At 38.8% G+C, this 14,122-nt stretch carries 15 protein-coding genes; 13 read left to right on the forward strand and 2 right to left on the reverse strand.

Going from position 1 to position 14,122, the window contains the following annotated elements; genetic code table 11:
* Positions 1 to 38: 38 nt before the first annotated feature.
* The 8 genes from ACGLXV_RS07150 to ACGLXV_RS07185 all read left to right on the forward strand — a co-directional run bounded on the left by ACGLXV_RS07150 (position 39) and on the right by ACGLXV_RS07185 (position 5,809).
* Positions 39 to 953, forward strand: coding sequence for a DUF1002 domain-containing protein (locus ACGLXV_RS07150; RefSeq protein WP_391558075.1), 915 nt, complete (start codon positions 39 to 41; stop codon positions 951 to 953).
* A gap of 165 nt (positions 954 to 1,118) precedes the next feature.
* Complete coding sequence (locus tag ACGLXV_RS07155; protein ID WP_391558076.1) at positions 1,119 to 1,838, forward strand: DsbA family oxidoreductase; 720 nt, start codon at positions 1,119 to 1,121, stop codon at positions 1,836 to 1,838.
* Positions 1,839 to 1,863: 25 nt separating this feature from the next.
* Positions 1,864 to 2,388 carry a type 1 glutamine amidotransferase domain-containing protein gene (locus ACGLXV_RS07160; RefSeq protein ID WP_119708638.1) on the forward strand — a complete coding sequence of 175 codons (525 nt, stop codon included), beginning with the start codon at positions 1,864 to 1,866 and terminating at the stop codon, positions 2,386 to 2,388.
* A 95-nt stretch (positions 2,389 to 2,483) separates the two neighbouring features.
* Entirely contained in the window at positions 2,484 to 2,993 is a 510-nt protein-coding gene (locus ACGLXV_RS07165) for an LURP-one-related family protein (protein ID WP_391558077.1), read from the forward strand.
* Between the two features lie 106 nt (positions 2,994 to 3,099).
* Complete coding sequence (locus ACGLXV_RS07170; protein WP_391558078.1) at positions 3,100 to 4,221, forward strand: sensor histidine kinase; 1,122 nt, start codon at positions 3,100 to 3,102, stop codon at positions 4,219 to 4,221.
* On the forward strand, positions 4,218 to 4,817 hold the full coding sequence (locus ACGLXV_RS07175) for a response regulator transcription factor (protein ID WP_119708636.1): 600 nt from the start codon (positions 4,218 to 4,220) through the stop codon (positions 4,815 to 4,817). Before ACGLXV_RS07170 ends, ACGLXV_RS07175 begins: the two co-directional genes overlap by 4 nt.
* 141 nt (positions 4,818 to 4,958) lie before the next feature.
* Positions 4,959 to 5,153, forward strand: a complete 195-nt coding sequence (locus tag ACGLXV_RS07180) for a hypothetical protein (RefSeq protein ID WP_119708635.1) — start codon at positions 4,959 to 4,961, stop codon at positions 5,151 to 5,153.
* A gap of 170 nt (positions 5,154 to 5,323) precedes the next feature.
* Positions 5,324 to 5,809 (forward strand): spore coat protein, encoded by a 486-nt coding sequence (locus ACGLXV_RS07185; RefSeq protein ID WP_391558079.1) that lies wholly within the window; start codon positions 5,324 to 5,326, stop codon positions 5,807 to 5,809.
* Between the two features lie 48 nt (positions 5,810 to 5,857).
* On the opposite strand, the gene ACGLXV_RS07190 is transcribed toward ACGLXV_RS07185, so the two are convergent.
* Both ACGLXV_RS07190 and shc read right to left on the reverse strand, forming a co-directional pair.
* A complete protein-coding gene (locus tag ACGLXV_RS07190) occupies positions 5,858 to 7,417 on the reverse strand; it encodes a LysM peptidoglycan-binding domain-containing protein (protein WP_391558080.1) in 1,560 nt (519 codons plus the stop codon).
* An 86-nt stretch (positions 7,418 to 7,503) separates the two neighbouring features.
* Positions 7,504 to 9,384: a squalene--hopene cyclase gene (gene shc, locus ACGLXV_RS07195; RefSeq protein ID WP_391558081.1), complete on the reverse strand. Its 1,881-nt coding sequence runs from the start codon at positions 9,382 to 9,384 to the stop codon at positions 7,504 to 7,506.
* A 148-nt stretch (positions 9,385 to 9,532) separates the two neighbouring features.
* On the opposite strand from shc, the gene ACGLXV_RS07200 reads away from it, so the two are divergent.
* From ACGLXV_RS07200 to hutU, 5 genes are all read left to right on the forward strand, one after another.
* Positions 9,533 to 9,781: a spore coat associated protein CotJA gene (locus ACGLXV_RS07200; RefSeq protein ID WP_119708631.1), complete on the forward strand. Its 249-nt coding sequence runs from the start codon at positions 9,533 to 9,535 to the stop codon at positions 9,779 to 9,781.
* Positions 9,778 to 10,038: a spore coat protein CotJB gene (locus ACGLXV_RS07205; protein ID WP_119708630.1), complete on the forward strand. Its 261-nt coding sequence runs from the start codon at positions 9,778 to 9,780 to the stop codon at positions 10,036 to 10,038. The genes ACGLXV_RS07200 and ACGLXV_RS07205 overlap by 4 nt, the downstream gene beginning before the upstream one ends.
* A 15-nt stretch (positions 10,039 to 10,053) precedes the next feature.
* Entirely contained in the window at positions 10,054 to 10,623 is a 570-nt protein-coding gene (gene cotJC, locus ACGLXV_RS07210) for a spore coat protein CotJC (RefSeq protein ID WP_119708629.1), read from the forward strand.
* A gap of 226 nt (positions 10,624 to 10,849) precedes the next feature.
* The gene (gene hutH, locus ACGLXV_RS07215) at positions 10,850 to 12,343 is read left to right on the forward strand and encodes a histidine ammonia-lyase (RefSeq protein WP_391558082.1); all 1,494 of its coding nucleotides are present in this window, start codon (positions 10,850 to 10,852) and stop codon (positions 12,341 to 12,343) included.
* 85 nt (positions 12,344 to 12,428) lie between these two features.
* Positions 12,429 to 14,099, forward strand: coding sequence for a urocanate hydratase (hutU, locus tag ACGLXV_RS07220; RefSeq protein ID WP_391558083.1), 1,671 nt, complete (start codon positions 12,429 to 12,431; stop codon positions 14,097 to 14,099).
* Positions 14,100 to 14,122: the final 23 nt, after the last annotated feature.

Genomic DNA, 14,122 nt, shown 5'->3' on the forward strand with positions numbered 1-14,122 from the left:
TAGAGAGTACTTGCTTAACACTATTAGGAGGAAAGAAAATGAAGCTGATAAAATGGATTTGTATGGTTGCCCTAGCTTTTGTAGTGGTCAGTTCAAATCAATTGGTTTATGCCTCAACTGATTCAAATGACGAAGAAAGTATAAATGAAAAATTTGGTCTTCCGATTGTTGTATATGGTGAAGCCTTGTCCGACAGCCAGAAAGCAGAGGTAAGAGACCTGCTCGGGGTGAAGGATACAAGTAAAGTAACTGAAATTACCGTAACAGGGGAAGACCTTGTTTATTATATTGATGGAGATAAAAACTCAAATATGTACTCCTCCGCAAAGATTACTCGTAAGGAAAAAGGGGAAGGACTGGTTATTAACCAAGTCACACCAGAAAACATTACAGAAGTAACGAGTGAAATGTATGCCAATGCTTTATTGACTGCGGGGATTGAGGACGCAGTCGTAGATGTAGCATCTCCAGTTAAGGTAAGTGGACACTCCGCTCTTGTTGGTATTTATAAAGCTTACGACGAGGGTGAAGGTAGCGAACTGAATCAAGAGCGTACCGAAGTAGCGAATGAAGAACTAACGCTAGCTACAGATCTAGCCAAAAAAGAAGGGCTCGATGAAGATAAGGTAAGTGAGCTGCTAACGGAAATAAAGAAAGAAATTGCCGAACAAAAACCAGCAACAAAGGAAGAATTGGAGCAATTGATTGATGAAAAGCTCCAAACCTTAAATGTTCAATTAAGTGAAGAAGATCGTCAGCTACTAATTGACCTTTTTGAAAAAATGCGAAATCTAAATATTAATTTTGATAATGTTCAATCACAGCTTGAAGATCTATCAAAGGATATCCAAAATCGTATTGAAAATGCAATTAGTGAAAACCAAGGGTTTTTGGACACTATTGCAAATTTCTTTAAGTCGTTTATTGATAGTTTGAAGAGCTTGTTTTCATAAACATTGAATCCCACTGTAGAGTGGGATTTTTTCATGTGAGCAGAATGATTTACAGCGAAATGTGGGAGGGGTACAATTAACAAATCACAAATGTGTTAAGTTACTATTTGTTGTTGCAAACTATGTTCATAAATGCAAATAAATTATGTTGTAGGTGGGGTTTCTATGAAGATTGAAGTATGGTCAGATTTTGTTTGCCCATTTTGTTATATTGGAAAAAGAAGACTAGAGGAAGCAATTAATCAATTTGAACATAAAGACCAAGTAGAGGTAGAGTTTAAAGCATTCGAATTGGATCCTAATTCGCCGATAGAGCCTACTATGAAAATTCATGAGGCATTGGCAAAAAAATATGGGATGAGTGTGGACGAAGCAAAACGAGCGAATGAAAATATGGCGAAACAAGCGGCTTCTGTCGGATTACAATTTCGATTTGACGATATGATGCCTAGTAATACCTTTGATGCTCACCGTTTAGCCAAGTATGCTAAAACGGTAGGGAAAGAAAAGGAACTGACTGAAAAGCTTTTGTATGCTTATTTTACCGAGAACAAACAGTTATCTAAAAAAGACGTATTAATAGAAATTGCTGAAAGTGTGGGCATTGAAAGAGCAGAAGCAATGAAAGTGTTAGACGATAACACCCTTTATGCGAATGATGTTCGTATCGATGAGACAATGGCACAGCAATACAAAATAACAGGCGTACCATTCTTTGTTGTGAATAATAAATATGGTATTTCCGGAGCACAGCCTTTGGAAACGTTTAAAAACGCGCTAGAAAAGGTTTGGGAAGAGGAGAACGCAAATAGTCCACTTCAAAATCTGTCTTCCGATGATGCGGGAGTATGTACAGATGATTCTTGTGAGATCCCAGAGAAGTAAGACTATACAAAAGGAGTGAGAAGGGTTGAAGTTAGTAGGAAAAAAAATCATCCAGCTGGTTAGCAATGACTTCGAGGACTTAGAATTATGGTATCCTGTTCTGCGACTTCGTGAAGAAGGAGCAATCGTTGATATTGTAGGAGAAAAAGCTGGAGAAACGTATATCGGGAAATATGGAGTGCCTATTAAATCAGATCGGGCCTTTGCAGATATTAACCCAGAAGATTATGACGCCATTCTTGTACCAGGTGGATGGTCACCGGATTTATTAAGAAGATTTGAATCAATTCTCTCCATGGTTCGTTCCATGGATCAGGCAGAAAAACCGATTGGCCAAATCTGTCACGCCGGATGGGTATTAATCTCTGCAAAAATCTTATCAGGTAGAAAGGTAACAAGTACTCCAGGGATTAAAGATGATATGATCAATGCTGGAGCTGAGTGGGTAGATGTTCCAGTTATCGTCGATGGACATATTATCTCAAGTCGCCGTCCCCCAGACTTACCTGACTATATGAGAGAATTTATAGCAGTTTTAGCTAGTAGATAGTTACCACTCATTTGAGTGGTTTTTTAATGTTTTGAATCTTTTTAAACATTGACCCGTATGTAAGATAAGTTAAAAGCAAGTTAGGGGGAGTTTCGGTGAACCAAAAGAAACTGTACTTTTCCGATACATTCTTTTCTACGGGGAAGACGGATATTTTAACGGAAGAGGAAGAAAAGATTGGAGAGATTGATCTTAAAAGTATGTTTTCTTCATCTGTAGATATATTGAATGGAAAACAAGAAGTTTTAGTGAGTGGAAAGTTTCCGATGCTAGGTATTCATTGGAAAGTATTAGATAGAGATGGTACAGAGTTAGGGAAGCTAAAGGAGAAATTTGCTTTCTTTTCAAAAAAATATTCGTATGAAGCATATGATCGGGACACTTTTTTTATCGATTCTGAATTGTTCTCAAAGGAATATGTATTCAAGCGAGAGGCAGACGAAGCGTTGATTGCGACTTTTAAGAAAGTAAGTGGTATTTTTTCATCCGCCGCCTACGAATTAGATAATCACTCTAATACGTTAACATCACCAGAATTAATAGCGGTAATCATGGGGGTAAACGCTATACAAAAGCGTAATAACTCATCTAATGCCGTAACATAATCTAAAGTTCCCTTACAAAGGTTGCTTATAATAGGCAACCTTCTTTTCATTTCACAAAGATATGATACTATATAGAAAAAGCTGGTAAGAAAATGAGGTTTGATTCGTGTTAAATTCAAAAAGAAATTGGGGCATTTCGCCATATATTTGGAGCGTTATCAGTATACTTCCTTTTTATTTTATCTTCCAATCATCGTCCACTCCTGAAATTGTTGCAGGAATCATACTGACTGTCATATTTTTCATTACCTTACGATTTGCGTTCTTATCAAAACGTTGGCCAGTCTACTTATGGACGATTATATTAATTAGTATTTCTATTACTATGGCTATACTTTTTTCGTTTGTGTACTTTGCTTTTTACATAGCGTATTACAACGGCAATATTAAAAAACGTGTTGCTTTTATGACTTTATACGTAATCCATCTTGTCGCAACCACATTTGCGATCAATTACAATGTGGTTCTACAAGACCCTCAGTTTTTAAGACAGCTGCCATTTGTCATTATCATATGGATAAGTGTTATTTTATTACCTTTTAATATATATAATCGTAAAAAGCAAGAGGTGCTTGAAGAAAAGTTGGAGGATGCGAACAAGCGGATTGCCGAATTGGTGAAACAAGAGGAAAGGCAACGGATTGCTCGCGATTTACATGATACTTTGGGACAAAAGCTTTCCCTAATCGGCTTAAAAAGTGACTTAGCTCGAAGATTGATTACAAAGGATCCTGAACAGGCTAAGGATGAGTTAAGGGATGTACAGCAAACTGCAAGAACTGCGTTAAATGAGGTTCGACAATTAGTATCACAAATGAGAGGGATTCGGCTAGATGAAGAAATTGTACTCGTTAGACAAATATTAAAAGCAGCCGATATTGAGTTTATCTATAGTCAAGAAAAACCAGTTACTAATGTATCGTTATTTCTTGAAAATATTTTAAGTATGTGTATTAAGGAAGCAATAACCAATGTCGTTAAGCATAGTCAGGCGAATGTCGTTCAACTGACTATAAAACAATCATCAAAAGACATAACGATAATCGTACAAGACGATGGAATAGGTCTTTGGCAAAAGCAGAGCCAATCATCAGGACATGGGTTAATTGGGATGAGAGAACGTCTTGATTTTGTTAATGGAAGTCTAAAAATCATTGGTGATGGTGGAACCAAGCTAATTATGAAGGTGCCTCTTGTACAGGTCGCAAAGGAGGAAAATTCAGTATGATCAAAATCGTCATAGCAGAGGACCAGCGAATGCTGTTAGGAGCTTTAGGATCTCTTCTAAGCCTAGAGGATGATATGGAAGTGATCGGGAAGGCGAATAATGGAAACGAAGCGGTTTCCCTGGTAAAACAATTACAACCTGATGTTTGTATCATGGATATTGAAATGCCAGAAAAGACAGGGCTTGAAGCGGCTGAAGAGCTAAAGGGTGGAAACTGTAAGGTGATTATTCTTACTACATTTGCGCGTTCAGGCTATTTCCAGCGGGCGTTAAAAGCGGGAGTAAGAGGGTATCTCTTAAAGGATAGTCCAAGTGAAGAATTGGCAAGCTCGATAAGAAATATTGTAGCTGGCAAGCGAATTTATGCACCTGAACTAATGGATGATCTTTATACTGAGGAAAATCCTTTAACGGAAAGAGAACGCGAGGTTCTTGAGCTTGTTGCTGACGGAAGGAATACGAAGGAGATCGCTGAGCAGTTAAACATTAAAACAGGAACGGTTAGAAATTACATATCAGCGATCTTGGAGAAACTTGAGGTTACAAACAGAATTGAAGCCATTACACAATCTAAAGAAAAAGGCTGGTTTAAGTAATAACACTTATACATGCCCACCTGACCTACCATAGGATAAATTCCTATGGTTTTTATTTTTTCCTAGAAAATGGTCAAATACCCTTAACACATCAAGAAGTATCGTGACATAACCTATATTAAAAAGGTAGGAGGGATTTGAATGAGCAATAAAGAAGAATTTGAAAAAATTTCAAAACAAAGTATGGATTTATTAATTAATGCAACGTTAAAAAGACATGGCATAAATCTTAATACAAAGCCACAGCTTTCAGATGAAGATAGAGCAGAATTAAAAAGTCTAATTGAAGGACTTAAGCAAAACGTGGAGTCTCTAACTAATATTACAAAAAAGTAAGGAGTAAAAGTGGTTGTGACAAACAACCACTTTTTCTAGTTTTTTACCTAAAAAAATGACTAGTCTATAGTCCATTTTTCTAAAAATATAGTCTTTTGCCCTGCCAGACCGGGTCAAACTTACATATACCAATAGTGTAATAACTAAATTCAATAAGGAGGAAATCATATATGAGTTCAAAAGTATGGAGAGGCCAGGCGCCAGTTCTTTCTGACAACAGAGGATGCGCAGCACCTCAAAGATTTAATGCATTAGACCCTAGCAGCACACACCCTTGGGATTGTGATAACGACACACAAGAAGCAGATCAAACAACTAAAAGCGTGCAAGCATCATACGAGTCAATCGTAATCAAAGATTCTTGTGATGTTGAAGTAATCACTACTGACACACAAGCAGCCATCAACCTTCAAGTTGCTCTTCAAGCGGCTATTCAACTAGTCATTAGCATCTCAATTGCAAGTAGCGACCAAGCTGAAGTATTAACTCAAGAATTAACGCAAAAACTAATTAACAAGCAAGTGAATCGTCAACAAACGTATATCGAAAACTCTCGTGGTGTAAAAGTAACAACTACTGATACAGATTTAGCTGTTAACGTACAAGTGCTTCTACAAGTTCTACTAGCTCTAGTTGCTAGATTAGATATCCTATAATCATGAGAAAAAACAAGGAGCTTAGGGAATAGCTCCTTGTTTCTTTATTTATCTCACTCCAGCAGCTTTTTCGACTTGGGCTTGGTGAGAAGGATCTGGTTTGCCATCCACATGTCTTGAACTACCTGAAAAGTACACATCAAAGTGACCCGTAATTCCATTATCCATAATGTATTCTCTTTCATGAGGGTAGAAGCTCATACTTGCGGCCAGTTTTCTTCCATCTACCTCAACAATGACAGCGCGTGGTGTCCAGGAATAGCCTCCCCATATGGTTTTGGCAGTATTTGAATCAGTTACTGTAACAGTCTCACTATCTGCGTGATTCGCGCCAATCGTTCGTTTAATATTAAATGATTTGCCTGTAGCAAGATCTGTTACCTTTGCTACTTTGCCAATTGTAAATACATATTGGGCTTCCGTCCACCAATTTAATAATTCACCATGATTCGGACTGACGGTCTCTTTTACAGGTATATTATGAACGGGGATTCGTAACTCTTGACCGATTGAGAGCATACTTGAGGTGGTTAACCCATTCGCTTGTAATAGTTCTGCCTGTGGAATTCCGTATTTTATACTCAGACTCCAAATCGAATCTCCAGCTTGGACTTTATGCGTGGTAAAGCTAACTGTGCTAATAGGAGTGGAAACGGCCTTTTCACTAATTTGTAAAACTTGACCAATTCGTAATACATCACTAACTAATTGGTTACGAGATCTTAGTTCATCCAATGTTAATCCAAACTTTAGCGCGATTGAATATAGACTATCTCCACTAACCACTGTATAAGTATCAGGGAGCGATGGGGTAGTTGTGGTAGGTCCTGGAGTTGGAGCTACCGATTGTGTTGAAGGAATCGTTAATATTTGTCCTAAGCTTAATACGTCGCTTGTTAGCTGATTATTCTTTTTTAGTTCATCCACCGTAGTATTATATTTTTTGGCGAGACTATAAAGTGTATCTCCTGCAACAATCGTGTGGGTGACACTAGTAGGAGTGGCTGTGGTTTCCGTAACTGCAGGTGTTTGTGGTATTTCTAGTATTGCTGGAATAATCAGTTTTTGATTTAGAGATAATGTCGTGGATGACATTTGATTTGCTTCTTTAATGCTATCAACGGTTGTATTGTATTTTTTCGATAAACTATATAATGTATCTCCAGATTGGACCGTATGTATCGCTTTTGGAATGACGAGCTTTTGTCCGATCGTTAATGTGTCAGAGGATAGCTTATTCGCACTTTTAATAAGATCCACAGAGGTCCCAAATTTTTTGCTTAATCCCCACAATGTATCACCAGGAGAAACGGAGTAAAAGACGTTAGAATTTGTCTGCTGAATAGAAGTATTAGCTAAGGCGCGATCAGCTGCTACTGGCAAGGTACTCATTACGAAACCACCTAACACAACCTTGACAACTGTAATCTTGATCGAAGGATAACGATTTTTTATTAAAAGAGTTGCTTGCTTCATAATATCAGAGCGGATGGATGACTTTGTGCCAAGTTCCTGTGAAAACTCTGTTAAAGTATCGTCTAAGTAAAGAATGAGCTCATATGCTCCGTCATGATTTTGGAGTAACTTATGCCTGATAAAAGTGTCCATTCAAATACCTCCTAGTAAGACTACCTAGGAGGTATTTTCCACAGTAAAAAATTTGTTATGCATAAATGGTCTTATTCGCTTAAAATCTATAAATATTTTCGTTGATAATTGCTAATTGTAACTAGTGGCCAAATGTAGTTATAACTATGATAATGAATATAAAAACCTCCAGGCAAACCGGCCCCTGTTGGATACTCAATCGTCCAATTTGTTTTTTCGAATGACGATAAGAGGAATTCCATTCCAATCTCTATTTCTTTTGTTGGTTTATCATAATAATAAATCAGTGCATCTAGAGCCCACGCGGTTTGTGATGGGGTACTTGCATAAAGTGGCGTATATTTCTTTTTTATATCGCTTGAGCATGATTCACCCCATCCGCCATTTTTGTTTTGAATCGAATTCAACCAATTTATCGCTCGTTTGAGGGAAGGATCGGATCGACTAACCCCGCAAGCTAATAATCCTGTAACGGCAGTCCAAGTACCGTAAATATAGCAAATTCCCCATCGCCCGTACCATGAGCCATCCTCTAGCTGATGCTTCTTAAGCCAATTGATTCCTTTCTTAATCGTGGCTGAATTTCTTTCGATATTTGTGTATTCTCCTAGAAAATGAAGTGTCCTACCTGTCAAATCAGCAGTGGATGGGTCAAATAGCACTCGATCCTCATATCTGAAAGGGATAAAGGAGAGCCACCTGTTCGTAATATTTTTTTCAAAAGCAGCCCACCCGCCGTCTTTGTTCTGCATAGAAAGTACCCAGTTTATTCCTTTTTCCCAAACAGTTGAAGGAATTATTTTTGCAATAGTGGAAGGTGCAAGCGCACGTAAGGCAGCGGTTGTATCATCTATATCTGGAACCATCGTGTTGATTGGAGAAAAACCCCAACCACCCGGTGGAGTGTCTGGACAATTTATCATCCAATCACCAAAGGTAGTGTGTTGGTGGTTTAATAAATATTGAGTTGAGCTTGCTATCATTGGATCCGTATTCTTTACACCTGCGATATGCAAGGCATTACTTATTAGTGCAGTATCCCAAACCGTGGATGGTGAGTTTTCAATATAATAGAGGTCTTTCTCTTCAAAAAGAAAAGATTTCATCCCCTCGATGGCACTTTTAATAATGTGATGATCTTTTTTGTATCCGAGTGCTAATAGGGAGTAAATCATAAAAAAGGTAGAGCTAAAATAGCTATATAATGTACCATTCGACTCTATTCTTTCAAGCATGTAAGCTTCACCTTTATGAAAAGACTCCTCATGAATTTGTTCTGGTATTTCTGCTAGTTTTGTAGCTTCTGATTTAATCTTTGAGATTAATTTCATTGAGCGTTCATCTATTTGTGACTGATCTTCTTCTCTATCTATATTCAAGTCTTCTAGAGAAGGTTGTTGTGGGTGGACATTCTTAAAGTTTTTATTCGAACAAATGATAATAGGGACCCAGTGAGCTCTAGCGTAGCCAACGATCTCAAACATGGAAATGGGCGACCATGTCGGTAAAAGCATGATTTCTATTGGAATGAGTTTAATAATGGTTGGCCAGGGTATTTGCCCCGTAATAGCTAACATGGATTTTGTTAACCACTCAGATTTTTGAAGTCCACCATTATTGGTAATAAATGACTTTGCCCTTTGCAGAACATCTGAATCCCTTGGTAAGTAACCTGAATAAAGTAGTGCAAAATAACATTCAATCGTATTAGATAAGTTTCCGAATCTTTCATCATAATAAAGTTTCCATGAGCCGTTGTTCTCTTGCTTTCTACATATCTCATTCACCAATCGTTTAATGAGCGTCTCCTCTGTTTGGATGTTCAATGACCGTAACAATATAATCATATAGGCATTTGTCATTAAACTTCCTTCAAAACAAAATTTCCACGAACCATCTCTTCTCTGCTTATCTCTCAGGCTTTCAATTAAATGATCTTTCGTCTTCGTTAATTTTTCACTTCTCATTAGCACCACACCTCTTATTCGAGATTGTCAGTTAAAAATATGAGGATGGATAAGAAAACATACGATTTGAATGGAAAGAACTTTTTAGACATAGTGACAAGCGGTATTCGAGTATATTTTATAAACTGGGTAAAAAGAGGTGGAAATTATGGCTAACCAGCCTAAACAAGTATTTACAAACATGAAAACGTACCAACCTTACCACAGTCCATTTGATCCTTGTCGTCCGATTGGAGTTAAGTTTTACTCAACACCCCCAAATCTTTATGTAGGATTTCAACCACCTAATCTTCCGCAATTCTCCCCAAGAGAAGCGTTACAAAAAGGCACCCTTTGGCCTATTTTTTATGATTATTATGAAAACCCTTATGAAGCAAAAAGGAGGGAGGACAAGTGAAGCAGTTGCCTGAAAGATACTATCAATTAATGGAAGAAATTCAAGCCGTTGACTTCGTCCTAGTAGAACTCACATTGTACTTAGATACTCACCAAACCGATCAACAAGCGATGCAGCAATTTAATCAATTCGCACAATATAGTAAACAGATTAAACAACAGTTTGAAGCAGAGTTCGGTCCACTTCTACAATATGGAAATAGTTATACAGATGCAAATTGGAGCTGGGGAACATCTCCTTGGCCCTGGCAGGTGTAGAAAGGGAGGGTAAAAATGTGGGTATATGAAAAGAAATTACAATATCCGGTAAAAGTAACAACCTGTAATCCAACCTTAGCAAAATTCTTGATAGAACAATATGGCGGAGCAGATGGAGAATTGGCTGCTGCGTTAAGATACTTAAACCAAAGATATACGATTCCAGATAAAGTGGTTGGTCTGTTAACTGATATAGGAACAGAGGAATTTGCACATTTAGAAATGATTGCAACGATGATTTATAAGTTGACAAAGGATGCCACACCAGAGCAATTAAAGTCTGCAGGTATCTCTGACCACTATGCCAATCATGATTCGGCTATCTTTTATCATAACGCTGCTGGTGTTCCTTTTACCGCTTCGTATATTCAAGCAAAGGGAGATCCCATTGCCGATCTTTACGAGGATATTGCGGCAGAAGAGAAGGCGCGTGCTACTTATCAATGGATTATAGATATGTCAGATGATCCTGATTTAAATGATTCACTCCGCTTTTTAAGGGAAAGGGAGGTCATTCATTCACAAAGATTTCGTGAGGCTGTTGAGCTCTTGAAGGAAGAAAGAGATCGAAAGAAAATATTTTAATATAATAAAACAAGAGATGCCAGCTAATTGATATAGCTGGCATCTCTTGTTTTTAACATGCTCTGTCCCTTTACCAGAGTAGTAAACTACCATTCTAATATACTAAAATTTACCAATTTTTCATTGACCTTTCTAAAAACATCCACTTACAATAGAATTATAAAAACTTTCAGAATATATTATTTGAATGTTAGTCATTTAAAGAGGTGAAGTTGGAGGGAGCATCATGAAGGTTGTGTTAACTGGTCAATCCTTAACGCTTTCGCAAGTAAAGGATATTTGCTATCGGTTTGCAACGGTAGAGATAGAAGAAGCAAGTATGAAGAAAGTTGAGGAATCTCGATACTCAGTTGAGGAAATTGTAGCAAAAAAGAAAACGATCTATGGGATTACTACCGGCTTTGGGAAATTTAGTGATGTCATGATTGCGGAAAAAGATGTGAATGATTTGCAGTTGAACTTAATCCGCTCTCACGCGTGTGGAGTGGGTGATCCATTTCCAGAAGTTGTCTCACGTGCAATGGTGCTTCTCCGGTTAAATGCTCTTCTAAAAGGTTTTTCTGGAGTTAGGGTAGAGATTATAAAACAGCTCCAAACATTATTAAATGAGCGAATCCATCCGGTTGTGCCCCAACAGGGCTCATTAGGCGCATCAGGAGACCTAGCCCCTTTATCACATTTAGCACTCGTGCTTATTGGTGAAGGACAAGTGCATTTTGAAGGTGAAATATATGAAGCGAACCAGGTACTAAAAGAAAAAGGAATTCAACCCATTTCTTTAAAGGCAAAGGAAGGGTTGGCACTCATTAATGGAACACAAGCAATGACTGCGCAGGGTGTCATTAATTGGATTGAATCAATGAGATTGTTTTACCAAAGTGAAATCATTGCAGCTATGACGATTGAAGGTTTAGAAGGAATTATTGATGCCTTTCATCCTGCCATTCATGAAGCACGAGGATATGTGCAACAAACAGAAGTTGCTGCAAGAATGTGTGAGCTGCTTAAAGAAAGTAAGCTTATAACAAGTCAAGGCGAAAAGAGAGTTCAAGACGCATATTCTTTACGATGCATTCCACAGGTACATGGTGCAACGTTACAAGCGTTAGATTATGTAAAGGAAAAGCTCGAAATTGAAATGAATGCAGCAACCGATAATCCACTTATTTTTAATGGTGGCCAAATGGTCATTTCAGGTGGGAATTTCCATGGTCAACCGATCGCGTTCGCTATGGATTTTATGAAAATTGCCATGGCTGAACTCGCCAATATATCAGAACGTCGAATTGAACGGCTCGTAAACCCGGGATTAAATGACCTCCCACCGTTTTTAAGTCCCCAACCAGGATTACAGTCTGGAGCAATGATCATGCAGTATTGTGCGGCTTCTCTCGTTTCTGAAAATAAAACTCTAGCACATCCAGCAAGTGTAGACTCCATTCCATCCTCTGCCAATCAAGAAGACCACGTAAGCATGGGAACCATCGCCTCACGGCACGCTTATATGATAATCCAAAATGTACGGCGTGTCCTAGCAATCGAATGCATATGTGCCCTTCAGGCTGTTCAATACCGCGGGATTGAAAAAATGGCCCCAGCTACCCTAGCTTTTTATAAAGAAGCAAGAAAAATCGTCCCATCTATCGATTGTGATCGAGTGTATTCGAAGGATATTGAGGGGATGGCAGCCTGGTTGAAGGAAAGGGAGTTTGGTTATTAGGCGGGATTTCCTAAAACGATGTTAATTACTGCATTATCTTAACAGGACTACCAACCACTGATTCAAAAAAAGGAGGATATGTTCAATGAATGCAAATCAAAATCGTGTAGTCATAGCCAAACGAGGAAATGAACTGGAGTGCAAAGGCTGGGAACAGGAAGCGGCACTTCGCATGCTTTGTAATAATTTAGATCCTGATGTGGCGGAGAAACCGGAGGAGCTTGTCGTCTACGGTGGAATTGGGAAAGCTGCTCGAAATTGGGAGGCATTTGACGCGATCGTTGAAACATTAAAAAGGCTTGAAAACGATGAAACGTTGCTCATTCAATCAGGGAAACCTGTAGCTGTTTTCAAGACGCATGCTGCTGCACCACGCGTACTTTTATCCAATTCGGTCATTGTTCCGAAGTGGGCAAACTGGGAACATTTTCACGAGTTGGATCAGAAGGGACTCATGATGTATGGACAAATGACGGCAGGTAGCTGGATTTACATTGGAACACAAGGGATTTTACAAGGTACGTATGAAACGTTTGCTGAGATAGCAAGACAGCATTTTGGTGGCTCCTTACAAGGAACGATCACCTTAACTGCTGGTTTGGGTGGAATGGGAGGTGCACAGCCTTTGGCAGTCACGATGAATCGAGGAGTTTGTATCGCGGTTGAGGTCGACGTTGACCGGGTCCAAAAAAGAATCAAAACGAAATATTGTGACCGAGTCACACACTCTGTTGATGAGGCAGTTGCCTGGGCACAGGAGGCAAAGGTAAATGGATTACCACTTTCGATTGGACTCGTTGGTAACGCTGCAGATGTTCATCACGAACTGTTACAAAAGAAGATTCCTATAGACATTGTGACGGATCAAACATCTGCGCATGATCCACTTAATGGTTATATTCCAAGTGGTCTCTCACTTGAAAAAGCTCAAATCCTTCGAAATCAAGATCCTGGTAAATATATAAGTTTGTCAAAAAAATCTATGATGGCTCATGTTCAAGCGATGCTTGAGTTTCAACAAGTAGGTTCCATCACATTTGACTACGGAAATAATATTCGGCAGGTGGCGTTTGATGAAGGAGAAAAAAACGCATTTGATTTTCCAGGCTTTGTACCTGCTTATATTCGGCCATTGTTTTGTGAAGGAAAAGGCCCGTTTCGCTGGGCAGCTTTATCAGGGGACCCCATTGATATTTACCGTACTGATCAGTTAATCAGAGAGCTTTTTCCTGAAAATGAACCTTTGCAAAGATGGATTACAATGGCTCAAGAAAAAGTGAGCTTCCAAGGGCTTCCGTCTCGTATTTGCTGGCTAGGATATGGGGAACGAGTGAAAATGGGCCTTGCGATTAATGAATTGGTGCAAAAAGGAGAGCTAAAAGCACCTATCGTAATTGGGCGTGATCATTTAGATTGCGGGTCAGTAGCATCTCCTAACAGGGAGACAGAAGCAATGAAGGACGGAAGTGATACCGTAGGTGATTGGGCTATATTAAATGCATTAATCAATGTGGCAGCAGGCGGATCTTGGATTTCTGTTCATCATGGTGGTGGAGTTGGTATGGGCTATTCCTTGCATGCTGGAATGGTAGTTGTAGCTGATGGAACAAAACTTGCAGAGGAAAGACTACAACGTGTGTTAACAACGGATCCTGGTATGGGGATTGTCCGTCATGCTGACGCTGGATATGAAAAAGCGATAGAAGTGGCAAAAGAAAAAGACGTGGATATTCCGATGCTCCGTCCTAAAAAATAATATTTTCAGAGAAAGGTGATCAC

It is taken from the genome of Robertmurraya sp. (assembly GCF_036676585.1).
Taxonomy (GTDB): Bacteria; Bacillota; Bacilli; order Bacillales; family Cytobacillaceae; genus Robertmurraya_A.